This window comes from Ramlibacter aurantiacus, assembly GCF_016722895.1.
Taxonomy (GTDB): Bacteria; Pseudomonadota; Gammaproteobacteria; order Burkholderiales; family Burkholderiaceae_C; genus Ramlibacter; species Ramlibacter aurantiacus.
This window is the reverse complement of the sequence record NZ_JAEQNA010000011.1, coordinates 48,991-73,287: the sequence shown is the minus strand read 5'-3', so window position 1 is coordinate 73,287 and position 24,297 is coordinate 48,991. Positions and strand designations below refer to the sequence as shown.

At 67.7% G+C, this 24,297-nt stretch carries 22 protein-coding genes; 17 read left to right on the top strand and 5 right to left on the bottom strand.

Annotation, left to right across the window (positions count from 1 at the left end):
* The first annotated feature begins 120 nt into the window (after positions 1 to 120).
* From JI739_RS22240 to JI739_RS22220, 5 genes are all read left to right on the top strand, one after another.
* The gene (locus tag JI739_RS22240; protein WP_236589978.1) at positions 121 to 612 is read left to right on the top strand and encodes a hypothetical protein; all 492 of its coding nucleotides are present in this window, start codon (positions 121 to 123) and stop codon (positions 610 to 612) included.
* Positions 593 to 3,592 carry an HsdM family class I SAM-dependent methyltransferase gene (locus tag JI739_RS22235; protein ID WP_201686213.1) on the top strand — a complete coding sequence of 1,000 codons (3,000 nt, stop codon included), beginning with the start codon at positions 593 to 595 and terminating at the stop codon, positions 3,590 to 3,592. The genes JI739_RS22240 and JI739_RS22235 overlap by 20 nt, the downstream gene beginning before the upstream one ends.
* Before the next feature lie 12 nt (positions 3,593 to 3,604).
* The gene (locus JI739_RS22230; protein ID WP_201686212.1) at positions 3,605 to 4,312 is read left to right on the top strand and encodes a hypothetical protein; all 708 of its coding nucleotides are present in this window, start codon (positions 3,605 to 3,607) and stop codon (positions 4,310 to 4,312) included.
* A gap of 394 nt (positions 4,313 to 4,706) precedes the next feature.
* Positions 4,707 to 5,123, top strand: a complete 417-nt coding sequence (locus JI739_RS22225; protein ID WP_201686211.1) for a hypothetical protein — start codon at positions 4,707 to 4,709, stop codon at positions 5,121 to 5,123.
* A gap of 132 nt (positions 5,124 to 5,255) precedes the next feature.
* On the top strand, positions 5,256 to 5,453 hold the full coding sequence (locus JI739_RS22220) for a CsbD family protein (protein ID WP_201686210.1): 198 nt from the start codon (positions 5,256 to 5,258) through the stop codon (positions 5,451 to 5,453).
* A gap of 193 nt (positions 5,454 to 5,646) precedes the next feature.
* Here JI739_RS22220 and JI739_RS22215 read toward each other — a convergent pair whose 3' ends face one another.
* Complete coding sequence (locus JI739_RS22215) at positions 5,647 to 5,853, bottom strand: dodecin (RefSeq protein WP_201686209.1); 207 nt, start codon at positions 5,851 to 5,853, stop codon at positions 5,647 to 5,649.
* Between the two features lie 212 nt (positions 5,854 to 6,065).
* Between JI739_RS22215 and JI739_RS22210 the strand changes: the two genes are divergently transcribed.
* A complete protein-coding gene (locus tag JI739_RS22210; RefSeq protein WP_201686208.1) occupies positions 6,066 to 6,548 on the top strand; it encodes a RidA family protein in 483 nt (160 codons plus the stop codon).
* A 307-nt stretch (positions 6,549 to 6,855) separates the two neighbouring features.
* Positions 6,856 to 7,392: an HNH endonuclease gene (locus tag JI739_RS22205; protein WP_236589977.1), complete on the top strand. Its 537-nt coding sequence runs from the start codon at positions 6,856 to 6,858 to the stop codon at positions 7,390 to 7,392.
* 145 nt (positions 7,393 to 7,537) lie between these two features.
* Here JI739_RS22205 and JI739_RS22200 read toward each other — a convergent pair whose 3' ends face one another.
* Positions 7,538 to 8,425: an SDR family NAD(P)-dependent oxidoreductase gene (locus JI739_RS22200; protein WP_201686206.1), complete on the bottom strand. Its 888-nt coding sequence runs from the start codon at positions 8,423 to 8,425 to the stop codon at positions 7,538 to 7,540.
* A gap of 44 nt (positions 8,426 to 8,469) precedes the next feature.
* Positions 8,470 to 9,315 carry an AraC family transcriptional regulator gene (locus tag JI739_RS22195; RefSeq protein ID WP_201686205.1) on the bottom strand — a complete coding sequence of 282 codons (846 nt, stop codon included), beginning with the start codon at positions 9,313 to 9,315 and terminating at the stop codon, positions 8,470 to 8,472.
* A gap of 180 nt (positions 9,316 to 9,495) precedes the next feature.
* Between JI739_RS22195 and JI739_RS22190 the strand changes: the two genes are divergently transcribed.
* Both JI739_RS22190 and JI739_RS22185 read left to right on the top strand, forming a co-directional pair.
* On the top strand, positions 9,496 to 10,329 hold the full coding sequence (locus tag JI739_RS22190; protein ID WP_201686204.1) for an aldo/keto reductase: 834 nt from the start codon (positions 9,496 to 9,498) through the stop codon (positions 10,327 to 10,329).
* A 502-nt stretch (positions 10,330 to 10,831) separates the two neighbouring features.
* On the top strand, positions 10,832 to 11,272 hold the full coding sequence (locus JI739_RS22185) for a DUF6946 family protein (protein WP_435531635.1): 441 nt from the start codon (positions 10,832 to 10,834) through the stop codon (positions 11,270 to 11,272).
* Positions 11,273 to 11,292: 20 nt separating this feature from the next.
* Here JI739_RS22185 and JI739_RS22180 read toward each other — a convergent pair whose 3' ends face one another.
* On the bottom strand, positions 11,293 to 12,531 hold the full coding sequence (locus JI739_RS22180; RefSeq protein WP_201686202.1) for an alpha-hydroxy acid oxidase: 1,239 nt from the start codon (positions 12,529 to 12,531) through the stop codon (positions 11,293 to 11,295).
* A 42-nt stretch (positions 12,532 to 12,573) separates the two neighbouring features.
* Between JI739_RS22180 and JI739_RS22175 the strand changes: the two genes are divergently transcribed.
* From JI739_RS22175 to JI739_RS22155, 5 genes are all read left to right on the top strand, one after another.
* Positions 12,574 to 13,470, top strand: coding sequence for a LysR substrate-binding domain-containing protein (locus JI739_RS22175; protein ID WP_201686201.1), 897 nt, complete (start codon positions 12,574 to 12,576; stop codon positions 13,468 to 13,470).
* Positions 13,471 to 13,552: 82 nt separating this feature from the next.
* A complete protein-coding gene (locus tag JI739_RS22170; protein ID WP_201686200.1) occupies positions 13,553 to 14,707 on the top strand; it encodes a mandelate racemase/muconate lactonizing enzyme family protein in 1,155 nt (384 codons plus the stop codon).
* Positions 14,708 to 14,741: 34 nt separating this feature from the next.
* Positions 14,742 to 15,710, top strand: a complete 969-nt coding sequence (locus JI739_RS22165) for a Bug family tripartite tricarboxylate transporter substrate binding protein (protein ID WP_201686199.1) — start codon at positions 14,742 to 14,744, stop codon at positions 15,708 to 15,710.
* A complete protein-coding gene (locus JI739_RS22160; protein WP_201686198.1) occupies positions 15,710 to 16,426 on the top strand; it encodes an arylmalonate decarboxylase in 717 nt (238 codons plus the stop codon). The genes JI739_RS22165 and JI739_RS22160 overlap by 1 nt, the downstream gene beginning before the upstream one ends.
* Positions 16,427 to 16,464: 38 nt before the next feature.
* A complete protein-coding gene (locus tag JI739_RS22155) occupies positions 16,465 to 17,130 on the top strand; it encodes a 2-hydroxychromene-2-carboxylate isomerase (RefSeq protein WP_201686197.1) in 666 nt (221 codons plus the stop codon).
* A 381-nt stretch (positions 17,131 to 17,511) separates the two neighbouring features.
* Here the strand turns inward: JI739_RS22155 and JI739_RS22150 are convergent, their stop codons facing one another.
* Positions 17,512 to 18,609, bottom strand: coding sequence for a helix-turn-helix transcriptional regulator (locus JI739_RS22150; protein WP_201686196.1), 1,098 nt, complete (start codon positions 18,607 to 18,609; stop codon positions 17,512 to 17,514).
* 222 nt (positions 18,610 to 18,831) lie between these two features.
* Here JI739_RS22150 and JI739_RS22145 point away from each other — a divergent pair, with 222 nt between their 5' ends.
* From JI739_RS22145 to JI739_RS22135, 3 genes are all read left to right on the top strand, one after another.
* Positions 18,832 to 20,556 (top strand): type I secretion system permease/ATPase, encoded by a 1,725-nt coding sequence (locus JI739_RS22145; RefSeq protein WP_201686195.1) that lies wholly within the window; start codon positions 18,832 to 18,834, stop codon positions 20,554 to 20,556.
* Complete coding sequence (locus tag JI739_RS22140) at positions 20,553 to 21,896, top strand: HlyD family type I secretion periplasmic adaptor subunit (RefSeq protein ID WP_201686194.1); 1,344 nt, start codon at positions 20,553 to 20,555, stop codon at positions 21,894 to 21,896. The genes JI739_RS22145 and JI739_RS22140 overlap by 4 nt, the downstream gene beginning before the upstream one ends.
* A 57-nt stretch (positions 21,897 to 21,953) precedes the next feature.
* Positions 21,954 to 24,297, top strand: a 2,344-nt coding sequence (locus tag JI739_RS22135) for a cadherin repeat domain-containing protein (protein WP_201686193.1), incomplete at its 3' end; no start/stop codon positions are given.

The window sequence follows — 24,297 nt, the reverse complement described above, 5'->3', positions numbered from 1 at the left end:
TCCGGCTCCTGTGTCGAGCCAGATCTGCCAATGCCAATCTGCCAGAGTTACCACCCGCAGGTCGGTTCTATCGATCAGAGCTGCTTCGTCTTTGAAGCAGCTCTGCGTACAATCTGCTGGATGGCGGGACTTCAATACCAGGCGGTGCACATCCGGGAACTCCTCACGGTCAGCCGGACCGATGTTCAACGGCTGCTCAGCACTCTGCCTCCCTTCAGCGCGGCGCCGACACAGGCTCGGACCGCCCGCACGTTCACGATCAGCGACCTGGCCTTCTTTAGCATTGTCTCGATGCTGCACAAGCAACTCGCGATGCCGCTGCGCGTCATCGCAGGCTTCTCCGGCGAACTACACGCGATGCTCAGCCAGCCGGCCGCCTCGAACAGCATGCCGGAGCGCTACTTCCTGAACCAGGGTGACGACGGCAAGTGGCTGGTCGGCATCGACGCCGGCGGAGTGCTGTCCCTGGCCATCGACCCGGTTCCGATCTGGCGCTCGGTCTACGGGTTCGTCGGGCTGGAACCCAGCCCCCAAGCCGATCTTCAGTTCGGATTGATGGCCTTGCCAATGCCGTCGGCCGTGAAAGCGTCCAATGCCCGCCGCGCTCGATAGCGCCCTACGCCGACTGGGTGTTCCGGACGAGGGCTTCGTCGACTTCGGCAAGTCGCCGACGGCCCGGCACCTGCGGTACATGGACCTGCTGCCAAGTGCCGGCCGCCGTGTGCCTGCCACCGATGTGGCGCTGCCGGAGGGCGTGATCGAGGTTTCAGGCAAGGCAGCGCTATATGTGATCCGTCAGGAGCTGCTGGCGGGCCCGCTGGAGCGCCAGGGGCTCGCCCAGTTGATGCGCACGGTCGCCTGCCGCGCCGACGCTGCTTACCTGGCGGTCGTCAATCCTGCCTCCTGCTGCGTCTACCGCGTCGGCTTCTATGCCGACGGTGCGTTGCCCGCGGTCGATTCGATCGTCGAGGGAGACAACGCGATCGGACTGCGCGACCTGCTCAACAGCCCCGACGAATCCACCCGGCAAGGCGATGCCAACCGCACATGGCTCGACGATCTCCTGTTCAAGCTGCTGACGAACTCCGCGCAGGCACTGCGCCACGCCTGCACACCCGAGCAGCTGTCCAACGACGAGGTGCTGTCGCTGGTTGGGCGCGCGCTCTTCACGCGCTTCTTGGTCGACCGGGACATCCTGCGTGCAGCCGACCTGCCATCCATCTTCCCTGGCGCAAGGCAACCGGAACAGCTGTTCGAAAGCCCTTGGGCACTGATGCGGACCTTTGCCTGGCTGGACGAGGTCTTCAACGGCAATCTTCTGGAGCTGCACACGCAGAATTACGCGGAACTTATGGCCGCGCTCGGTCCCGCTGCCGACGCGGTCTGCCGGGTGTTGTCCAACATTATGGTCCGCTCCGACGATGGGCAGCTCTCGCTTGACTGGGAGGGCCTCCGGTTCCAGCACATCCCTGTGGACGTCCTGAGCCAGGTCTATGAGCACTTCGCTCACCGGTACATGCCGGCGACGGCAAAGAAGACCAGCATCCACTACACCCCACGAGCCATCGCGGAGATGCTCGTCGACGGCGTCTTCAGCGCCACGCCGCAGGAGAAGCGCCACTCCGCAACCGTGCTCGACCCGGCCGTCGGCGCGGGTGTTTTCCTGGTCCTCGCCTACCGACGCCTGGTCGCCGAGCACTGGCTGTACACCGGCAAGCGGCCCAGGCGCGCCGCGATCCGGCGCATCCTGCTGACGCAGTTGTGCGGGCTGGACATCAATCCCATCTCCATCAAGGTGGCCGCGCTGAGCCTGTACTTGGCGGCGCTGGAACTCGACCCGGAACCGCAGCCCCTGAGCGACTTGCGCTTCGAACGCCTGTTCGACGCGACGCTTCGCTGCGTCGACCGCGAGCATCTCGGTGGCGCATCCGACGGGGAACTGGGCAGCCTTAGCGAGGCACTGCGCTCCCTTGGCCCGTTTGACATCGTGCTGGCCAATCCCCCCTGGACCCGGCTGGCAGGGCGGCTCAAGAAGCTCCTGGACAAGACCGCTTACGGGACTGATGAGAAGGTACCCCGAGGCGCTACGAGTCTTGTACCCAACCAATGGCCCGATCTGGCCTTCCTGTGGCGAGCCAACCAATGGTGTCGACCTAACGGGGTCATCGGCCTGCTGGTCCACGCCAGGCTTCTGTTCAGCGAGGAGACTGCACAGGTCCGGGCGCGATGGTTCTCGATCACCCGTGCAACCGGCATCCTGAACGGTATGCATGTGCGCCAGGATCCGAGGATCTGGCCGTCCAACTCCCAACCGTTCTGCGCGCTGGTCTCCATCAATACGCCATCGCAGGCAGGTGACTCGTTCCACTTCCTGACACCGCGCAATGAGCCGGCGCTCGGAAGGCGCCGCGAGTTCCGCCTCGATCCCAAGGCGGCCATTGCGGTGCCCATGGAGCGGGCCACCCACGATCCGCACGCCTTCAAGGCGCTTTCCAGAGGATCGGCCTTGGACCTCGAGTTGATCGGGCGTGTTCGGCGCAAGCCCCGAGTCCCGATCGCCGACTACATGCTTGAGCTGGACCTGCACATCTGGCAGGGCTTCATCTCGGGCGAAAACGAGCTCCAGGACGCCAGTGAACTTCGGGGCATGCGTTTGCTGGAGGCGAGTGCAAAGCCGCAGTTCGTGGTGCATCCTGACCATTTGCCGCTAATCGAAGAGAAGTATCCCGGGCTGGAATTCCAGTGGCCCCGCGATCCAGCGATCTACCGCGGACCGATGCTGCTGTTCAGGGAGGCCCCTAAGCAGGCCGCTGCCCACCGAGGCGCCCTGTACTGCGGCGGCGACTTGGCGTTCAGCCGCTCGTTCCATGGCGTCACCATTCCTTCGAGCCGGATCGCCGAGGCCGACTACCTCTTTGTGCTCTCGTACGCGGACCTGCTGGCGTACTGGACCTTGATGACTAGCTCCAAGTTTGGCGTTGAGCGCGACATCTACAACCAGGCCGACTTTCTGAACTTCCCGGTGCTGCCGCTCGCCAGCCTGAGCAGCTCGCAGAAGGCGCGGGTGGAGGACCTGGCCGAGAGTTTCAAGAAGGGCGAGCCTCGCTGGGCCCAGCTCAACGACCTTGTCGCGGACATCTACGGACTGTCCCGGTATGACCGGGACCTGATAGCCGACGCGCTCGAGTTGGAGAACCCTTATTACTCGTCAAAGGTCCGTGCGCTCGAGCCGGTCCGCGCCAACGACGCCGCCGTCCAGACCTTCGCACACAAGTTGGCCGCCATCGTTTCCGAAGTCGAAGACGCCTCGATCTCGGGCGCGCCCTACTCCGTCAATGCCAACGGCGACGGCGCATGGCAATTCGTCCGGCTCACCGCCGGCGAGCAGAGGCCTCTCAACGGCGATCACGTCCGCGCGCTTCTGCAGCGCGTGTCAGACGCCTTGATGTCCTCGGAGATCAGGCTTCAGCTGGGGGCGGGCGACTGGCTGATCGGCCGGCTGCGACAGCGCCGGTACTGGTCCGGCAGCCAGGCTCGCCTGCTCGCGCTCGATCTGATCGAGCACGGCCTGTTTGCCCCATCGGACCGTTGATCGAAGCGCTGCATGTCCTTCGATCTCGGAAAGCCCCCAGAAGGACCGCCGCCTTATCAGCCCTGGACTTCACGGCACCTGAAGATCGTCGAGCGTGCGATCGTCGTTGCGTGGCAGCAGCTCCTGGCGTCCTCGGAGTTCGTGACGTGGGCGGCGTCCGCGGTCGAACGGGACATCACGGTCAAGCTGCAGGCGCGGCTGATCCAACTGCTCAACACCGGTGAGGTCCATGGCTTCACCGCCGCGGCGTTTTCCCCACCGATCCGAGGACAGGAGGTCGACGACTATTCGGGAAAAGACAAAGAGAAGCGGCCCGACCTGACCTTCCTGCGACTGGCGGCAAGGCCCGTGTCTAACCATCACGCCCAGTTCTACGAGTGCAAGGTTATCGGCCGCGGGCGCACGGTCGACGACTATCACAACGACGGCATCATGCGCTTTGTGGACGGTCGCTACGCATGGGGCATGGCTCACGCCGGGATGATTGCCTATGTGTCGCCGCCTCCACCCTTGATGGCGTCCACCGCATTGGAGAGCTGCTGGACCAAGGCCCGCCAGAAGTTGCGTCTCGCCGGCCTTCCGGCAAGCCCCCTGAAGCTGGACCAGACCGCAAGCCACCCGATTGCGATCAGCGTGCATTCAAGAGGCTTCAGGCTGTCCAATCTAAGGCCGCCTGGCGACATCACGCTTCGGCATCTTTGGCTTCCGACGCTGCCATAGGGCGGTATCGCGAACTTCGCCCGTGGCAGAGCGCTCGTTTTCAACGACGCAAGCCTCAAAGACCGCTTTTCTCGAAGCCGGCCACTGGCTTCCCGGACATGAAGGACCCCACCCAGTCTGAAGCGGTCACCCACCGACGCTGCATCCGGCCTAAAAGGATCCACCGGTGCAGTACCAGCGGGATGACGCTTCCGGACCGGAAGCAGCCGCGCGCAGTGGTTAGCTGAGGGAGCCCAATCGGCTGCTCCGCTCTGAAACCGCGCTGCTCAGGTCGCAGGTGGTTCGCACGCATGCACGGCTGCTCAGCACTGCTGGCGGCTACGTTCCCACCAGGGGACACACAATCGCTCGACGTCAACTAAGCGACCCGCGCCGCCAGGCCACCCGCTCGCCCGTGCCCCAGATCATCTCAACTGCCTTCGTCGAGCGTGCCAGCGAACAGCTGCCCTGGTTCGCCGTGGTGCTGCTGGTTTCAATAGCCATCACGTCCCTGGTTTCCGGCGAGCGCCGCCGCCGGCTTGGCCTCGCCAGGTTCCTGCTCGGCTACCTGTGCATCGCGGCCTTGCCGCTGTTCAGCGTGATCGTGCTGCGGTCGGCGCTGCGCGAGGGACTGGAACAAGCCGGCCACGGTTGGTGGGCCGCGTTGTGGCTCAGCCTGTTCGGGATGGTGACCTTCATCGTCGTCGCGCAATGGGTCGTGCGCCGCATGCCACCGACCCGCGGGTGGCTGCGAGACTATCGCCAGGCTGGCCGCGACATCTGGCGCGATCGGCTGGCACGCTGGTTCGGCATCCGCTCGCGCGATCGATGACGCGTTCTGACCACCGACGCGGCGAGTTGGCAAGCCGCACAGCAGCCGCGGTTCCGTCGCAGATCGGCGGGCGTTGGATCGGAAGTCGCGGGCGGCGTATGCTTGCCACCGTCTTGGCTTCAAGGAAGTGCTGTGCACGATCATCTCTGGCGAGACAACTGGATCGAGTTCAAGGCGCGCGTGATGGCGCAATGGGAACACCTCACCCACCACGAGCTGGACGCCGCAGCGGATAAGCGCGAACACGTTCTCAGGCACATCGAGCTTCACGAGGGTGTTGATCGGCCGGAGGCGGAACGGCGTTTGCGGGACATCGAATCGAAGGGCTGACAGCGCGAGCACGCAACGTCAGTCGCACGGCCTGCAGGCAACACGGGTGGAGTTGCTCGGTGCGGCTTCATCGACATGCACATCACTGCCGGTCGACTTGGGCGGCAAGAAATCGGTCACCCTGGCCGGGAGCGGCCGTCGTTCCAGGAACCCACCTCAACGGTCGAGAACGTGTCCGCGTACAGACGCCCGGTCACTCGAGCGTAAAGCCGACTTTCAGCGTCACCTGCCAATGGGCCACCTTGCCGTTGTGAATGTGGCCGCGCGTTTCGACCACCTCGAACCACTGCATGTTGCGGACGGTCTCGTTGGCTTTCGCGATGGCCGTGTTGACGGTGTCCTCGATCCCGGACGTGGACGATCCGGTGAGTTCCAGCGTTTTGTAGACGTGATTGGACATGGCACCTCCTGAGCGCCCCAACGCGGCCTTGTCGTGGACGGACTGGCGATTTCGCTGGCGGCAGGCACAGTATGTCCGCTACCAATCCAGAGCTGCCCGTCAATGCTCACTGCGCCACGGGGCTTACGAATAGAAGCATCGGCATTGGAGCCGCTCCGTCCCGAAGTGCAGAATCGCTGGCACGAGGGCTCCTTGCTCCGAGTGGAGACCGTATGAACATCGAACAGCGACTGGAGTCCATGGGCCTCGAGTTGCCCGCCCCCCTGCAGGCACCCACCGGCGTGTCGGTACCGTTTGCATGGGCTCGGCAGTACGGCGACCGGGTCTACCTCTCGGGTCACGGGCCGCTTGCGACTGACGGCACGCTGCTCGGACCCATGGGTCGGGTAGGTGCAGAGATTTCGGCTGAACAGGCTTGCATCGCAGCGAAGGCGGCGACGCTTGCACTGCTTGCGAGCCTGCGCAGAACCATCGGCGACCTCGATCGTGTCGCCGCCTGGCTGACGCTCTCCGGGATGATCAACGTCGCCCCCGGATTCACTCAGACGACCGGCGTGATCAATCCAAGCTCCGAGCTGTTGCTGGAGTTGTTCGGTTCCGAGATCGGTACCCATGCCCGCACCGCCATCGGCATGGCGCAACTTCCGATGGACCTTCCCGTCGTCTTAGCTGCGGAGGTGGCGATTCGGACGTGAGCTTTTCCACTCCTCGATGACTGGCTCGGCGACGTCTTCGGCCACCCGTGACCGCCTGGAGGCATGTCTGCTCATGGCCGGAAACAGACATGCGCAACCCAACGCTTCCGACGCGACACCGGCCGGCATGCAACGACATGGCCCGCCTGAACGATAAAGGGTAAGGGAATTTATTTTTTCGTGCTCTTGCGAGCGGTGTCGCGCCATCGTTGATCTGGTGAACGACGGAGCTCGCCTGCAATTCTCTCGCCGACGCGCAGGACGCTTGTGTGAAATAGCGGTCGTCGCGGCCGCAGGCGAATCAGGAATGCCTGCTGGCGACGTCGTCGCGGCTCGGCGAGAGTACGCAGCACACCTCGGAGTCGAACTCTCGGGTAACACGCAGAACGGCGAGCGTCCTGGGCACATCGAGTGGGCCGTCGCAAACAACAATCACGTTCCGGACCCCGTTCAGCCAGTCAACCTGGGTTCAGCTGTGCCGCTGCAAGTCGATGGCCGCTTCTTTATCGTCAGGCGTCCTGATGGTGCGACGCTGATGGAAGGCGCATTGCAGCGGGTCATGGGCTCTGAATACGAGCGTAACGCCGCGGCGCGTACTGCGTGTATTGCGGCGCACGGGTGCGAGTGCGCAGTTTGCCGCTTCTCTTTCGAGAAGGCCTACGGTGCCATGGGAGCTGGGTTCATTCACGTGCACCACCTGACACCGCTGGCCTCGCAGGGCGAGAACCATGCGGTCGATCCCGTTCGCGACTTGATTCCTGTGTGTCCGAACTGTCATGCCATGCTGCATCGCCAGGATCCGCCACTGGAGCCACAGAAACTGCGCGAGCTGATGCACGGATGATCCCTTGCGATCCGGCGGGCGGCTGAAGTGGAACGGCAGGGCTCCGTAGAGGCGTTCGACGTCCGCTTCCGACCCGAAGCAGCCGTATCGAAGGGCGCCGGCACCGTTCGTCTTCCGCCGAATTCAGGCGCTGCAGCTCGCCGCATCATGAGCCATCGAGCTCGAAGGGCGGGACCGTGCGGCCGTCGATGTCCGTGAAGCCATACTCCAGGGCCAGGTCCCCCACGCGAAGGACGCGGCCTGTCTTTTCGAGGACGCGCGGATCGGCCGCCAACGCGGCGATGGCACGGCCTACGTAACGAGGCGATTCGGTACCCGCCAATTCGGGACGCTCTCGCCAGCCTGCCTCATCGGTGTGGTGGCCCGCGAGAACGAACTCGGTGCGCATCCAACCCGGCGATACGGCCACCGAGGCTACGTTGTGCGGCTTGAGTTCCTGCGCCATGCCGAAGGCGAGCCTCGTCATGGAGGCTTTGGCCAAGTCATAGAACAGATTTCCAGCGAGATAACGATCGCGGTCCCAGAAGGTGGTGGTGACGATCAGTCCCTGCCGCTGGCGCACCAGAATGGGAGCCGCCAGGCGGCTGGCCAGCAGATGATTCCGCACCCCACGGTCGAACATCGCATCCCAGAGTTCCATCGGCCGCTGCCAGAAGGGTGCTTGGAAGATGCCGTCGAACTTCTCGTGCCCGCCCCACGCGTTATTGACCAGAACGTCCAGGCGGCCCTGCTCGCGTTCAACCTGCCGAAACAGGTCTGCCACCTGCTCCTCGCTGGTATGGTCGCATCGGACCGCGATGCCGTGACCGCCGGCACGCGTCACCTCTTCGGCCGTCTCGTCGACGCTGCCTGGCACCTGCTGCATCCCCGAGAGGCTCACGATCTCGCCGTAGCTTCGCGCCGGCGCGCCGCGCGTGCTGCGCCCGGTAACGTAGACCGTGGCGCCGGCTGCGCCCAACTCAATGGCGACTCCGCGCCCGGCCCCGCGACTCGCGCCAGTGACCAGGGCCACGCAGTTCTTCAATGCGGCCATGCCTTGCTCCTTTTCGAATGCATGTGCCAAATGGTGGTCGCGCTTTAGGTAGGCGTCTTGGAAAAACCCGAAACGGAACGCTGCAAGAACTGGCCGGGGGTTAGCCCGCAGAGCGCTTGAAACTCGTTGATCAAGTGCGACTGATCGTAGAAGCCGGTCTCCAGGGCAAGTTCGGTCCATTGCTTGGGACCTGGCAGACGCAGTAGCCTCAGGCATTCGTGCACCCGCATGAGCCTGCGCCAAGCGGCCGGCGACAAGCCGAGCTGGGAGCGGAAGATCTGCTGCAGGCGGCGCTCACTGATGCCGACCGCGGCGGCCACGACGCGCATCGACCGTGCATGACCGTACGACCGAAGCAGGGCCGCCGCGCGCGTGGCCTTGCGTCGCTCCTCGCCGCCGGTGTCCCTTGTCATGCGCTGCAAGGCCGCGCATAGGATGCGCGCGCGCTCGTCGTCGCCGCTCGGTTCACGCACTAGGCCGCACAAGCCGCGATGGGCTGCAGCCACCAAATCGTCCCAGGCGACCACCTTCTCGGCGAGTTCGTGGGCCGGGATGCCGAAAAGCATGAACGCCGCCCCAGGCTGCAACGTGACGGACAGGCCCGACAGGTTTCCGGTCATCGACAGCAAAACGGGGCGTGCACTCGGACCGACAACCTGCGCCCGGCCGGAGCCAAAATCAAGGATGAGGCGCAATGCGCCATCAGGCACCACGCGCTCGCTGACCACTGCACCGGCGGGCAGGCGCTCGTCATAGGCGATCAAATGCGCCACCTGCCCGCGCAACGCCGCCGGTACTGCAAGTTCGCGCATGACGCCGGCCGGGACCGTCGTCTCCGGCGCGTACAGCGGGTCGCCGTCGAGTCGCAGGTAGAGCCGCTCATGGTGCATCGCGGAAAGGATAGCAAGGCGCTCGCTCCCATCGAAAGGGGCTGCACGGCCCAGGCGAGCAACCGGTCCCGGCAGGACGGCTGCAACTGGCCGCAAGCGGCCGTTGTTGCCTTCATGGAAGACAGGCACTTCCCCGGTGGCGTTACACCGAGCCGCGGGGGGCCGGTGATACTGTGCCTCATGAAACACGTGACGCTTCCCAGTGGCGACCTCGTCGCGGCTCTCGGCCAGGGTACGTGGCACATCGGCGACGAACCGGCCCGCCGCCGGGAAGAAATCGACTGCTTGCGCCGCGGCATCGACCTGGGTCTGACGCTAATCGATACCGCCGAGATGTATGGGGACGGCCGTTCGGAGGCACTTGTTGGAGAGGCCATCGAAGGCCGTCGCCATGAAGTCTTCATCGTGAGCAAGGTCTATCCGCACAACGCGTCGCGCCGCTCGATGCACATCTCCTGCGACAACAGCCTGAAGCGTTTGCGGATCGACGCAATCGACCTGTACCTGCTGCACTGGCAAGGCAACGTGCCGCTGGCGGAGTCGGTGGAGGCCTTCGAAGCGTTGCGGCGCGCCGGCAAGATACGGCACTGGGGTGTGAGTAATCTCGACACTGCGCTCATGCGCGAGCTGCACGATCTGCCTGCCGGCGCGGCGGTGCAGACCGATCAGGTTCTCTACAACCTCGGGCGGCGCGGTATCGAATGGGACCTGCTTCCATGGCTTCGTGAGCGCCGCATTCCCGTGATGGCTTACTCGCCACTCGAAGAGGGCCGGCTTGTGCGGCGGCGCGGGCTGGCGGAGTTCGCGAAGCGCCATGGGATGACACCAGCGCAAGTGGCAATCGCGTGGCTGCTGGCCTGTGACGACGTGATCGCGATCCCCAAGACTGCTAGCCGCAAGCGGCTTGAGGAGAATGCCCTGGCGCTGGAACACCCGCTGACGACAGCGCAGCTGCACGAACTCGACGGGCACTTCCCCCCGCCGACGCGGCCTTCCCCACTCGAGATGATCTGAGTCGCGAGTTTTTCAAGCGGGCAACGACGACAGCGACTTATAGAAGTCTGCTTCTGGCCGGAAGCGGCCGCGCACAGTGGTTCGCTGAGGGAACCCAATCGGTTGTTCCCCATGCGAGTGCTGCCCTCCGTTCGAATGCGAAAGAAAGATTCAAAAACCCGCTGCTCAGTTCGCAGGTGGTTCGCTCGCATGCACGGCCGCTCAGCACTGCTGGCGGCTACGTTCCCACCAGGGGACACACAATCGCTCTACGTCAACGACGCGACCCCGACCCGCGGGTGGCTGCGGGACTATCGTCAGGTCGGCCGCGACATCTGGCGCGATCGGCTGGCACGCTGGTTTGGCATCCGCTCGCGCGATCGATGACGTTCTGAACACAACGCGGCGGGTTGGCAAGGCGAGCACCGTACAGCAGCCGCGGTCCCGTCTCGCGCGTTCTCGGGGCGACAGTCGTGAGCCAGCAGGCAGCGCCTGTCATAGGCCTCGCCTAGCGCGTACGCGCGTGAATCGCAAGCGGCACACACCAGAGCGCTTGCCGTGTGGAACGCGGCGTGTGCAGGTGTGCCAGTTGGAGAGCCGCAGGGCCGAGCCTTCAGTGGGGCAAGCCCAGCGAATCAGCGCACTTGAGCAGTTGCTCGAGGCGACCTTCGACCCGCAAATCCGGTACCAACTGCTGCACCGCACCGCGTCCGCACTGCTGACCGCAGCGGATTTTCATGCGCCCACCGCCGTGATGGTCGTGCATGCCTGGAACGCCACACCCCAGCAGCGCGTCGACTTGGAGCGCTTCTGCACGGCCATGGAAGCCGACGCCCTCGCGCCCGGCGTCTGGCGAACGCGACGCGCAGGTCGCACGCTGTTCATGGCTTGGTGCGATGGAGATCCGCGGCACACACGAACGATCCTGCCGGATGACGACGGTGCGCTCTGCACCGCGGGGTGATCGATCGCTCTCTCACCCGTTCACGCCGCGAGCCGCCCGCCTTGGTCCAGCTCAGCGGGCGTGGGCGCATCCGGCATCGCCGCAGGCCCGTGCTGCATCCCGTGCCGCAGCGGTTCCGCCGCAGGAGCGAGGTAGCGTGCATCGAGCTCGGCCAGCGTGCGGGCGCCGAGCAGGGCCTGCCCTCGGTCGATTTCGGCGTGCATGATCTCCAGCGCACGCTCCACCCCACGCTGCCCCGCCGCGGCGGCGGCGAACAGCATGGGACGGCCGCTGAAGGTGCAAGCGGCGCCAAGCGCCAGCGCCTTGAGCACGTCCGTGCCCCGGCGGATACCTCCATCGAGCAGCAGGGGGAGATCGCGCACCGCCTCGCGCACCGCCGGGAGCGCATCGAGGGGGGCCACGGTCCCATCGAGCTGGCGGCCCCCATGGTTGGAGAGAACCACGCCATCGGCGCCGAGCGCGCCATACTGCGCCGCGTCCTCGGGGCTGATCACGCCTTTCACGACCAGTGTCCGGCTCCAGCGGCTGCGGATGAAGCGGAAGTCGTCCCAGGACAGGGGCGGGTGCGCGGGCCCCGTGGGTAGTTCGGTCACGCGGTTGAGCGGCACGGCGTCCTGGTTCTCCATGCGCGGGATGCCGCCGGCGAAGAAGGTGCGCGCGGCCGTGCCAAGCAGCCAGCGCGGGTGCGTGAGTGCATCGACCACGAGCCGCGGCCCCGGGCGCACGGGAATGGAGAACCCGTGGCGCAGGCTGAGCTCGCGGCTCGGCGCCACCGGCGTGTCGACCGTCAGCACCAGCACCTGGCAGGCCGTGCGTTGCAGCCGGTCCAGCAGCCGGCCGACGCGCATGCGGTCGCCGTCGACATAGGCCTGGAACCAGGCCTGCGGCCAGGCCTCGAAGATGCGCTCCATCGGGGTCAGCGACGCACCGCTCAGGATGTACGGCACGCGCGCCGCGGCTGCCGCGCGCGCCATCGCGACGTCGGCATCGAAGGAGAACAGCGCGCTCACGCCAAGCGGCGGGATGCCGCAAGGCGAGGCGAAGGGCTGGCCGAACAGCGTGAGGTCCTGCCGGCGCACCGGCCCGGCGGACAGCGTGCGCGGCACCAGCGACCAGCGGTCGAATGCCGCGCGGTTGTTGGCGACGGACCATCCGTCGGCCGAGCCGCCGGCCACGAAGCCGTACAGCCCACCGGGCAGCCTCGCCCGCGCGGCCGTCTCGAAGTCGTGCAGGCTGAGGAAGCGCTCGGACAGGTTCATGGCGCGCGATGATACGCAGGCGTGCCCCGGGATAATCCGCCGATGACCGAACGCCTGGACCTCCTCACGCTGCGGGTGGTGGTCGCCGTGGCCGAGTCGGGATCGATCAGCGCCGGCAGCGACCGGCTGCAGCTCGCAGTGGCGGCGGCCAGCGCGCGCATCTCCTCCCTGGAAGCGGCGCTGGGCGTGCGCATCTTCGAGCGCTCCCCGCGCGGCGTGAAGCTCACGCCGGCGGGGCACATGCTGGTGCAGCGCGGCCGCGAACTGCTGGGCGACGCCGACCGGCTGGCCACCGACCTGCGCGACTGGAGCCTGGGCCTGGCGGGCCACGTGCGCATGCTGGCCAACGCGTCGGCGCTGCTGGAGGTGCTGCCGCCGCGGCTGGAGGCGTTCATGCGCAGCCACCCGCGCATCCACGTCGAGGTCGAGGAGCGCATCAGCCCGGAGATCGTCGTCGCCCTGCTCGACGGGCGTGCCGACATCGGCGTGGTGGACGCCGCCATGCCCACGCAGGGACTCGAGTTCCTTCCCTTCTTCCAGGACGACCTGTGCGTGGTGCTGCCGGCCGCGCACCCGCTCGCCGGCGAGCGCGCGGTGCACCTCGACCAGCTGGTGTCGGAGAACTTCATCGTGCTGGCCGGGGCCAACGCGGTCACGACGCGGCTCTTCAAGGCCGCCGCTTCCCTGCGCACGCCGATCAACGTGCGCATGCAGATGCGCAGCTTCGACGCCGCATGCCGCATGGTCGCGGCCGGCCTCGGGGCGGCCGTGCTGCCGATGCAGGCGATCGCACCGCAGCTCGCCCACCTGCCTTTGAAGGCGGTGCCGGTGGTGGAGGACTGGGCGCGCCGCACCCATTTCCTGGCGCTGCGCGCCGACCGGCAGGCCTCGGCCGTGGTGCGCACGCTGGCCGAGGCGCTGCGCGCTTCACCCGGGTAAACCCAGGGATTTCGCCGATCGCGAAAGGCACTTTCGCCGCGGGCCGCTTGCCGGAGGCTGGGCACGCCCGCAGACTGGGCGGATGAAGATCGCCGCCGTCCGCGCCACCCCGCTCAACCTCCCCGTCACCATGGGCCAGGGCGCCCGCGCCAAATCCACATCGCTGTCCCTGTGCCTGGTGGATGTCGAACTCGACGACGGCCGCATCGGCACCGGCATGACCGCCATCACCGAGGAAGAGGTCGTCGCCTCCATCGTCAACGAGGTCGCGAGCCACGCCCTGGTGGGGATGGATCCGCTGCGGCACGAGCAGCTCTGGGACAGGCTGTACTGGCTGTTGACGCCGCGCGGCCAGTCCGGCTACGCGAGCCACGCCATCGCGGCCATCGACCTGGCGCTGTGGGACCTGAAGGGCCAGGTCCTGGGACAGCCGGTGTGGCGCCTGTTCGGCGGCGCGCGCGCGCAGGTTCCCGTCTACGCGACCTTCGGCTTCGCCTTCTTCGACCGCGAGGAGCTCGCGGCGGCGGCGCGGGACTGGGTGGGGCGCGGCTTCAAGCGCCTGAAGATGACGGTGGGCCATCATGCGCTGCAGCGGCGCGACGAGCCGAGGCCGCTGGCGGAGGTCATCGCCGAGGACGTCAAGCGCATCGAGGCGGTGCGTTCCGCCGTCGGCCCGGACGTGCAGATCTTCATCGACGCCAACTGCAGCCTGGACTATTTCCACGCCTCGGCGCTGGCGCAGCGCATCGAGGACCTGGGCATCGCGTTCTTCGAGGAACCGGTGTCGCAGAACGACATCCCCAACATGGCGAAGCTGCGCGCGAAGACGCGTATCCCGCTGGCCGCCGGCCAGAACGAGGGACTCGCCAGCCGCTTCCGCGACATGCTGGTGGCGCAGGCCGTGGACGTGGTGCAGCCCAATGCCTGCATCACCGGCGGCTACACGCAATGCCTGCGCATCGCCGGCATGGCCCAGGCCTTCAACGCGCAGTTCGCCAATGGCGGCGCCTGGCCGCACCACAACATGCACCTGCACGCGGGCCTGGCCAACGGCTCGCTGGTGGAATACCACTCGGTGGCCGTCGAGGTCTGCAAGCAGGTGTTCGACGGCCTGCCCGAACCCACGCAGGGCATGCTGGCCTTGCCCGAGACGCCGGGCCTGGGTTTCCGGCCCAACCGCGAGCGCGTGGCCGAACTCGCCAAGCGCCCGGGATCGCGCGGCGTCGGCAAGGCTTGATGACCAACCCCCGGCTTTATAGAGGAGACAAGAGATGACCCTTTCCCTGACCCGCCGCGTGGTGATCGCGGCCGCCTTGGCATCGGCCGCCCCGCTGGCGCTCGCCCAGGCCTTCCCCAGCAAACCGGTGCGCATCCTCGTCGGCTACTCCGCCGGTGGCGGCGTCGACGCGCTCGCCCGCCTGCTGGCCCAGAGCCTGTCCACCAGCCTGGGGCAGCAGGTGATCGTCGAGAACCGCGCCGGCGCGGCCGGCCTGATCGCCGCCGAGGTCGCCTCGACGGCGCCGGCCGACGGCCACACCCTGCTGATGGGCGAGAGCGGCCTGCTGATCGCGCCGCACCTGAAGGAGAAGGTGACCCTCGATCCGCTGAAGGCGTTCACGCCGGTGGCGGGCGCCTTCCTGGCGCCGCTGATGATCGTGGCCAACAACGACCTGCCCGCGGGCGACCCGAAGGCATTCATCCAGCTGCTGAAGTCCAACCCGGGCAAGTACTCCTACGCCACCTCGGGCGTCGGCACCGTGCACCACCTGGGCTTCGAGCTGATGAAGAACCGCACCGGCGCCTTCGCCGTGCACATCCCGTATCGCGGCGCCGCGCAGATCGTGCCGGACGTGATGAGCAACCAGGTGCCGATCGGCGTCGTGAGCGCGACCGCCGGCATGGCGCAGGCGCGCGCGGGCAAGCTGAAGGCGATCGCCCTCATGAGCAAGGCCAAGCTGCCCGGCGCCGAAGACGTGCCGACGCTGGCCGAAGCCATTCCCGAATTCGATGCCGCGCCGCGCCTCATGCTGCTGGCGCCCGCGGGAACCCCGGCCGCCATCGTGCAGCAGCTGTCGGAAGCCACCCGCAACGCGCTGGCCCGGCCCGAAATGACCCAGGCGCTGGCCAAGCAGGGCGCCATCCCCGCCTACATGCCGCCGCCCGAGCTGGCCCGCGACATGGCGCGCGAATCGGCCGAATGGCTGAAGGTCATCAAGGCCCAGAAGATTTCGGCGGAATGATGGCCGCTGCTCCAGTCATCGGACTGGTGGTGCCGCCCGCGCAGGGCCAGGTCCCACAGGACGGCCCCACCCTGTATGGCGAGCGCTACCGCTTCGTCGCGCGCGGCCTCGGGATCGGCGGCGTGTCGCCGGAAGGCTTCGCGCCGGTGGTCGACCGCATCGTCGAGCGCGCCGTCGAACTGCGCGAGGCGGGCGCCGAGGTCATCTCGATGATGGGCACCTCGATCAGCTTCTACCGCGGCCCCGACTTCACCGAGTCGCTGCGGCGCGCCATGGAGGAAGCCACCGGCGTGCCCTGCACGACGATGAGCCATGGAGTCGTGCGGGCCCTGCGGCATCTGGGCGTGACGCGGGTGGCGGTGGCCACCTCCTACATCGACGAATTGAACGCCAAGCTCGCGGCTCACCTCGCGCACGCGGGCATCACCGTGACCGCGATCGAGGGCCTGTCCATCACGGCCGTGAAGGAAGTCGGCGAGGTCAGCACGCAGGCGCTGGTCGAGTTGGGCCGCAGGGTGTTCACGCAGGACCGGTCCGCCGAGGGCATCTTCATCTCCTGCGGCGGCCTGCTCACGCTCGACGCGATCCGGCAGCTGGAAGACGAACTGGGCGTGCCGGCAACCGCCAGTTCGCCGGCGGGGTTCTGGGACGTGGTCCGCCTGGCCGGCGGCGACCCGTCCAGCCCTGGCTTCGGGCGCCTGTTCGAGGCTGGGTAAGTTCTGCGTCTCGCGAGAGAAAGGCAGACCCCCGCACCATGCGTCCCGCATTCGATCTCTATTGGTCCTTCCGATCGCCGTACTCGTATCTCGTCACCGATCGCGTGTTCGCTCTGGAGCGCCAGTACGACGTGCAGGTCAACGTGCGGATCGTGATGCCACTGGCGGTGCGGGATCCGGACTTCTTCAAGCGGGCAGACCCGCTGCTGACCCGGTACGTCGCACTCGATGCGCCGCGCGTTGCCGAGTTCATCGGTGTCCCCTTCCGGTGGCCGCGACCCGATCCGGTCACCATCGACCCCGTCACGCTCGAATTCGCGGCGCATCAGCCGTACATCGGGCGGCTCTCCCGCCTCGGGGTCGAAGCCGTGCGACAGGGGCGAGGCCTTCCGTTCATCCGCGAAACGTCCCGGCTCATTTGGGGCGGACAAGTCCGCGACTGGCACCAGGGCGATCATCTCGCGTCGGCTTCGCGGGCGGCCGGATTGACCCTGCAGGCGCTCGAGGCCGCCATCGCTGCGCCGGACGCAGACCACGACTCGGAGATCCAGCGCAACCAGATCGCCCTGCGCGAGGTGGGCCACTGGGGCGTGCCGACGATGGTGCTCGGCGGCGAACCGTTCTTCGGCCAGGACCGCTTCTCCATGCTCGTCGATCGGCTGAAGCGCGCAGGCATGCGCGAGAGAGCTTCACCCACCGTCTGATCGGCTGGTGACGTTCCAGCCCTCCATGGAGTGCGCAGGCGTCGCCCGCCTTCGACGGGCCCCGGTCCGTTCGTGGCCTGCGAGGACGAACTCGGTGCGCATCCAACCCGGCGATATGGCCACCGAGGCCACGTTGTGCGGCCTGAGTTCCTGCGCCATGCCGAAGGCGAGCCTCGTCATGGAGGCTTTCGCCAGGTCATGGAACAGGTTGCCAGCGAGGGAGCGGTCGCGGTCCCCGCAGGTGGTGGTGACGATCGGTCTTCTCCTCGCCGAGGCGTCTTCAAGGATGAGGCGCAGTGCGCCATCTGCCCGTCGAGGTACACCTTGTTCGCCACAAGCCCGCACAGAACGGGAAGGAGGGGCGGCGGCAAGCCGCCCGGTTCATTCGTCGCGCCCGCGGGTGTCCACACGGGGAATCGCCAGCAGCATCTTCACCAGGTCGGTCTGCCGGGTGACGCCGGTCTTATGCAGGATCTCCCGGATCTGCGCGCGCACCGTGTTGATCGAGACCGCGCGCGAGAACGCGATCTCTTTCGCGCTCAGGCCGTCGATCAGCATCAAGGCCACCGCCGATTCGGCCGGACTGAAGCCGAACAACTGCGCCAAAGTCTGCGCGGGAACGGACTCGTTGTTGGCACGATTGGCGTAGACCAAACTGGCTCCGGCAAACCCCGGCAGCGGAACCACCCGGATCAACCAGAATCCCGCCGGCGTTCGCACGGAGAAGGCGCAGCCGCTGCCCCCCATCGAAGCGCCTGCCGCCGCCGCGAACCGTTCGACGGTGCCGACATCGCGCGAGGACAGGTGGCCATGGTGCAGCGTGAACGGTTCCTGGGACCGCAGCGCCCGCTCCGCAGCCGCATTGGCCATCAGCAGCTTGCCTCGATGGTTGATCGCGAACACCGGTGCGTCCAGCCGGTCCAGCGCCGCCAGTGACAGCACGCCGTTGATCTGCGATGCACGAAGCTCGGCCGACAGCGCAGCGGCGCGGCCGACGTGGGACGACAGGCGCCGGAACAGCTCAGCACTGGCCTGGTCGAAGGGACGGTGGTCGCCCGGACGCTGCACGCCCAGCAAGGTCACGCTCGTGCCGTCGGCGTGCACCTTGCCCCCGGCGACATGGCGGATGCCGTTGCGGATGGCGAAGTCCATGTACTCCGGCTCCGGCGTGGTGGCCGGATCGAACAACTCGGGCCGGTCGAGCCAGCTTCCCACCGCGGCCTGGCGCGTCAGCCGGTGCGAAGGGTCCAGGGCCCAGTAGTACTCGTTGTAGCGACGCTGGGCATCGGGGTCGTGGTTCAGCGCCCTCAGCTCGATCAGGCCATCCATGCGCGGAGGCTGGCGCAGGATGGCCACGCGCGGACTGTCGAAGGCCGTTGCAATGGCGCCCAAGGCGTCCGGCCAGCGTGATTCGTCCGCGACGGCTTCATACAGGCGGTCGATGGCTTCGTGCGCCGCCTGCTCCTGGGCCTGATTCATGCGTCACCTCACCGGATGGATCGGCGCATTCTGGAGCGGTGGTGCTGCAACAGGCAAGCACTGTTCCTGCTCAGTTGCGGGCCTGGCACGGGGCAAGATAGTTGGAACAGCTATGAAAGCTGGTACGAACCACCTGCACCCGGATCATTCATCTTGATGATGCGCGGGCGGGAAGACCGCACGTACTCTGCGCCTTCTTCTTCGCCCTGCAGCCTCATCGATATGCGACCGATCCTCCGGCACCTGCGCCAGCCCGTGGTCCATGCGGCGGTCTTCTCCCTGTTCATGAACCTGCTGATGCTGATCCCGGCGGTGTTCATGCTGCAGGTGTTCGACCGGGTGCTCGTCTCACGCAGCACGGACACGCTGCTCGTGCTCGGAGTGGGCGCCGCCCTGGGCCTGGCCATGCTGCTGCTGCTGGACTACGTGCGGGCCAGGCTGCAAGGTCTGGCCGGGGCGATGCTGTCCGAATCCTTGACGCCGACGGTCGCGGCGATCGCCGTGGCCCGCCGGGCCCGGTCGAGCGGTCCGTCCGGCATCGAGTCGCTGCGCGACATCGGCACCTTGCGGGCGGCGTTCTCCGCACAGGGGCTGCTCGCGCTGCTCGATGCGCCGTGGATGGCGGTCTACGTGGCCCTGATCTGGCTGGCCCATCCGTACCTGGGGATGATCGCGCTGGCCTCTTCGCTCCTGCTCATCGCGCTGGCCCTGGTCGCCGACCTGTCCACCCGCAGCCGGATCGAGGCGCTGGCTCGGTGCCAGGCCTCGGCCAGCCGCTACCTGGAGTCCTCGCTGGCCAACGCCGAAGTGATCCACACGCTGGGGATGACCGGTGCGCTCGTCACGCGGTGGCGGCGGATGATGGACGAGGCCGGGCGGATCCAGCCGTCCGCATCGCACCGCACCGTGGCCATCGCCGCGCTGACCCGGACGCTGCGGCAAGGCGTGCAGATCCTGATGCTGGCGGTGGGCGCGTGGCTGGTCATCAGCGGCCGGGCCTCGCCCGGGGTGACCATCGCCTGCACCATCCTGCTCGGTCGCGCGCTCGCCCCGGTCGAGCAACTGACCGGCAGCTGGAAGCTGCTCACCGAGGCGCGCGCGGCCTGGCGGCGGATCACCGCCCTGCTCGACGGCGCGCGGGCCGAAGCGCCGGCCATGCCGCTGCCGGCGCCCACGGGACGGCTGTCCGCGCAACAGCTCACCTTCCGCGCGCCCGGGCAGGACCGGCTGCTGGTCGCTGGCGTCTCGTTCCAGCTGGAGCCCGGCGAATCGATGGCCATCCTCGGGCCCAGCGGCGCGGGCAAGTCATCCCTGCTGCGGCTGCTGAGCGGCGTCTGGCAGCCCTGCGCCGGCATCGTGCGCCTGGACGGCTCCGACCTGGCGCAGTGGTCCCGCGCGGACGTCGGGCCCTGGCTCGGCTACGTGCCACAGGACGTCGAGCTGTTCGCCGGCACGGTGGCCGAGAACATCGCCCGCCTGGGCGAGGTCGATGGCGACATGGTGGTTCAGGCCGCCACCCGTGCCCATGTGCACGAGATGATCCAGGGCCTGCCGAATGGCTACAACACGGTGATCGATCCGCTGGGCCCCACCTTGTCGCCGGGGCAGCGCCAGCGCATCGCCCTGGCGCGCGCCTTGTATGGCGACCCCCGCGTGCTGATCCTGGACGAGCCCAACTCCAACCTCGACGGCGCCGGCGAGCAGGCCCTGGCGCAGTGCCTGAGGAGCCTGAAGGGCCGGGTGACCACGCTGGTGGTCACGCACCGCACCGCGCTGCTGCAGCAGGTCGACAAGATGCTGGTGATCGAGGGCGGCCGGCCGCTGCACTGCGGGCCGGTCGCGCAGGTCCTCAAGGCCATGCAGGCGCAGCAGGCATCCGGGGCCAAGGTGGTGACCATGCCGATGCCGGCCGTCTCGCCGGGACTGGCCGCGGGGGGCGCGCAATGACCGCCGCCCTCCACCTCCCGGCCGGCCCCCAGGCGGATTCCGTGACGGCCCACCAGCGGGCCGCTGCCCGCTTCGCGCGCGTGGGCATGCTGGTGCTCCTGCTCGGTGCGTGCCCGGCGGCCGCGTGGCTGGCGCTGGCGCCGCTCGCGTCGGCCGTGGTGGCCCAGGCCCATGTGAAGGTCGACCTGGACCGGCGCCCGGTGCAGCATGCCGAAGGCGGCATCGTGCGCGAGGTGAAGGTGCGCGACGGCCAGCGTGTGCGCCGGGGCGAGGCCCTCATCGTGCTGGGCGACGTGGGGGTGGCCGCCGACGTCGACCGGCTCGCCTACCGCGAGCTCGCCGAGCGCATCGGCGCCGTGCGGCTCGCGGCCGAGCAGGCCGGCCTGGAGCGGCTCGCGATTCCGCCGGACCTGCTCGCGGCCGCCGGCAGGGATGCACGGCTGGCCGACCAGCTCACCAAGGAGCGGGCGCTGTTCAAGGCCAGGCGTGAGGCCCTCACCGGCCAGGTGCAGTTGTTGCGCAGCCAGCGCGAGAAGATCCAGGCCGAGACCGCTTCCTTGCGCGCGCAGATCGGCCAGGCCTTGACCTCGCTGTCGCACCAGCAGGCCGAACTGGAGCGGCACCAGAAGCTGCTGGCGGACGGCTTCATCGCGCACGCCCGCATCGCGCAACTGGAGGCGGCGGTCGCCGACTACGGCATCAAGCTGGAAGAGCGGCGGTCGGAGCTGGCGCGCGCCGGCCAGCGCATGGACGACACCGACCTGAAGATCAAGGCGCTGGAGACCGATTACCGCCACCAGGCGAGCGACCAGCTCAAGATCGCGCTGGTGCGCCTGTCGGAGATCCAGCAGGAGCTGCGCAAGTCCAGTGACGCCTCCGCCCGCCAGGTGATCGCCGCGCCGGCCGACGGCGAGGTGATGAACCTGCGCTACAGCAGCCCCGGCAGCGTGGTCGGCCCGCGCGAAACCGTGGCCGACATCGTGCCGGCCGATCCACGGCTGGTGATCGAGGCCCAGATCCGGCCCGAGGACATCAGCCGCGTCGGGGTGGGGCAGAACGCGCACATCCGCTTCACGGCGTTCAACGCACTGACCACCCCGGTGGTCGAGGGCCGGGTGTTCTACGTCTCGGCCGACCGATCCGTCCACCGCGAGACGCAGCAGCCGTACTACCTGGTGCAGGTTGAGGCCGACGCCGGATCCCTGCGCGCATCGGGCATCCCGCAGCTGCAGGCGGGAATGCCCGCGGAGGTGTTCATCCAGGGTCCCGAGCGCACCGCGCTCGAGTACCTCGTCGAGCCCGTGACGCTGGTGATGCGGCGGGCTGGGCGAGAGCGCTGACCACCCGAGCCCCATCCGTTCGCACCGCCTCCAACCAACCGCAAGTCGAGGTCACACATGCCCAATCGCGCCCCCAGGTTCTCCACCGGGACCAGCTTCTCCATCCGGGAGAACGAGACCGCCGTCACGACCGTAGTCGCCAAGGACCCCGATCGTGGCGACACGGTGACCTACTCGATCACCGGTGGCGCGGACGCGTCGCTGTTCGCGATCGACCCGGCTACCGGGGTGCTCAGGTTCCTGGCCGCGCCCGACTACGAGGCGCCGCTGGACCAGGGCCGCAACAACGTGTACGACGTGACGGTCACCGCCACCGACGGACAGGCGGCGGCCTCGCAGGCGCTGCAGATCACGGTGCTGGACGTGGCGGACACCACCGGCAACCGAGCGCCCGTCATCACCTCCGGCGGCGGTGGCGACAGCGCCCAGGTGTCGATGCCGGAAAACTCGACCGCGGTGACGACCGTCGCGGCGCAGGATGCGGACCCGGGCACCACCCTCGCCTTCTCGATCACGGGCGGCGCGGACGCGGCTCTCTTCACGATCGACGCGCGCACCGGCGCCTTGTCCTTCCGCACGGCGCCTGATTACGAGTTGCCCACGGACAGCGGCCAGAACAATGTGTACGACGTGGTGGTGCAGGTCTCCGATGGCAGCTTGACGGACCAGCAGGCGATCGCCGTCACCGTCACGGACGTGAAGGAGACCGGCAGCCCGTCCAAGACCAATGCGCCCGTGATCCGCTCGGATGGCGGCGGCGACACGGCATCGCTCATCCGGGACGAGAACACGACCGCAGTGACCACGGTCAATGCGACGGTCCAGGGCAAGGGCACGATCACCTACTCCATCAGCGGCGGCGCCGACGCCGCCCTGTTCCAGATCCAGCCCTCGACGGGCGTGCTGACCTTCGTCGCGGCACCGGATTACGAGCGCCCGACCGATGCGGACGGAAACAACATCTACGAGGTCACGGTCCAAGCCTCGGACGGAAGCCGCACGGACACCCAGGCGCTGTCGGTGCAGGTGCGGGACGTGGCCGAGAACGCAGCGCCGGTCATCACCTCGTCGGGCGGCTCGGACGCGGCGAGCTTCTCGGTGGCCGAGAACACCCAGGCCGTCACCACCATCACCGCGACCGATCCGGACGGCGACACGCCGACATTCCGGCTGACCGGGGCCGATGCGGCGCTGTTCGCGATCAGCGCGAGCGGCGAGCTGAGCTTCCTCGCCGCACCGGACTTCGAGAACCCGGCCGACGCGGGCGGGGACAACCTCTATGAGGTCACCGTCGTCGTCGAGGACGGCAAGGGCGGCAGCGACCAGCAGGCGCTGTCGATCACGGTGACGGACGCGGCGGAGAACCGGGCTCCGGTGATCACCTCCTTGGCTGGGGCGGAGACGGCGAACGTGTCGCTCGCCGAGAACACGCAGACCGTCACCACCGTCACCGTCGATGACCCGGATGGGGACACGCCGACGTTCCGCCTGACCGGGGCCGATGCGGCGCTGTTCGCGATCAGCACCACGGGCGAGCTGAGCTTCCTCGCCGCACCCGACTTCGAGAACCCCGCCGACGCGGGCGGGGTCAACCTCTATGAGGTCGCCGTCGTCGTCGAGGACGGCAAGGGTGGCAGCGACGAGCAGGCGCTGTCGATCACGGTGACGGACGCGGCGGAGAACCGGGCTCCGGTGATCACCTCTTTAGCGGGCGCGGAGACGGCGAGCCTTTCCGTCGCCGAGAACACGCAGACCGTCACCACCGTCACCGTCGACGACCCGGATGGGGACACGCCGACGTTCCGCCTGACCGGGGCCGATGCGGCGCTGTTTGCAATCAGCACCACGGGCGAGCTGAGCTTCCTCGCCGCACCCGACTTCGAGAACCCCGCCGACGCGGGCGGGGACAACATCTATGAGGTCGCCGTCGTCGTCGAGGACGGCAAGGGTGGCAGCGACGAGCAGGCGCTGTCGGTCACGGTGACGGACGCGGCGGAGAACCGGGCTCCGGTGATCACCTCTTTGGCGGGCGCGGAGACGGCGAGCCTTTCCGTCGCCGAGAACACGCAGACCGTCACCACCGTTACCGTCGATGACCCGGATGGGGACACGCCGACGTTCCGCCTGACCGGGGCCGATGCGGCGCTGTTTGCAATCAGCACCACGGGCGAACTGAGCTTTCTCGCCGCACCCGACTTCGAGAACCCCGCCGACGCGGACGGGGACAACATCTATGAGGTCGCCGTCGTCGTCGAGGACGGCAAGGGCGGCAGCGACCAGCAGGCGCTGTCGGTCACGGTGACGGACGCGGCGGAGAACCGGGCTCCGGTGATCACCTCTTTGGCGGGCGCGGAGACGGCGAGCCTTTCCGTCGCCGAGAACACGCAGACCGTCACCACCG

Coding starts and splice junctions, on each gene's coding strand:
- JI739_RS22240 (WP_236589978.1), top strand. CDS start 121: ATGGCGGGACTTCAATACCAGGCGGTGCACATCCGGGAACTCCTCACG.
- JI739_RS22235 (WP_201686213.1), top strand. CDS start 593: ATGCCCGCCGCGCTCGATAGCGCCCTACGCCGACTGGGTGTTCCGGAC.
- JI739_RS22230 (WP_201686212.1), top strand. CDS start 3,605: ATGTCCTTCGATCTCGGAAAGCCCCCAGAAGGACCGCCGCCTTATCAG.
- JI739_RS22215 (WP_201686209.1), bottom strand. CDS start 5,853: ATGTCCAATCACGTCTACAAAACGCTGGAACTCACCGGATCGTCCACG.
- JI739_RS22210 (WP_201686208.1), top strand. CDS start 6,066: ATGAACATCGAACAGCGACTGGAGTCCATGGGCCTCGAGTTGCCCGCC.
- JI739_RS22205 (WP_236589977.1), top strand. CDS start 6,856: ATGCCTGCTGGCGACGTCGTCGCGGCTCGGCGAGAGTACGCAGCACAC.
- JI739_RS22200 (WP_201686206.1), bottom strand. CDS start 8,425: ATGGCCGCATTGAAGAACTGCGTGGCCCTGGTCACTGGCGCGAGTCGC.
- JI739_RS22195 (WP_201686205.1), bottom strand. CDS start 9,315: ATGCACCATGAGCGGCTCTACCTGCGACTCGACGGCGACCCGCTGTAC.
- JI739_RS22190 (WP_201686204.1), top strand. CDS start 9,496: ATGAAACACGTGACGCTTCCCAGTGGCGACCTCGTCGCGGCTCTCGGC.
- JI739_RS22180 (WP_201686202.1), bottom strand. CDS start 12,531: ATGAACCTGTCCGAGCGCTTCCTCAGCCTGCACGACTTCGAGACGGCC.
- JI739_RS22175 (WP_201686201.1), top strand. CDS start 12,574: ATGACCGAACGCCTGGACCTCCTCACGCTGCGGGTGGTGGTCGCCGTG.
- JI739_RS22170 (WP_201686200.1), top strand. CDS start 13,553: ATGAAGATCGCCGCCGTCCGCGCCACCCCGCTCAACCTCCCCGTCACC.
- JI739_RS22165 (WP_201686199.1), top strand. CDS start 14,742: ATGACCCTTTCCCTGACCCGCCGCGTGGTGATCGCGGCCGCCTTGGCA.
- JI739_RS22160 (WP_201686198.1), top strand. CDS start 15,710: ATGGCCGCTGCTCCAGTCATCGGACTGGTGGTGCCGCCCGCGCAGGGC.
- JI739_RS22155 (WP_201686197.1), top strand. CDS start 16,465: ATGCGTCCCGCATTCGATCTCTATTGGTCCTTCCGATCGCCGTACTCG.
- JI739_RS22150 (WP_201686196.1), bottom strand. CDS start 18,609: ATGAATCAGGCCCAGGAGCAGGCGGCGCACGAAGCCATCGACCGCCTG.
- JI739_RS22145 (WP_201686195.1), top strand. CDS start 18,832: ATGCGACCGATCCTCCGGCACCTGCGCCAGCCCGTGGTCCATGCGGCG.
- JI739_RS22140 (WP_201686194.1), top strand. CDS start 20,553: ATGACCGCCGCCCTCCACCTCCCGGCCGGCCCCCAGGCGGATTCCGTG.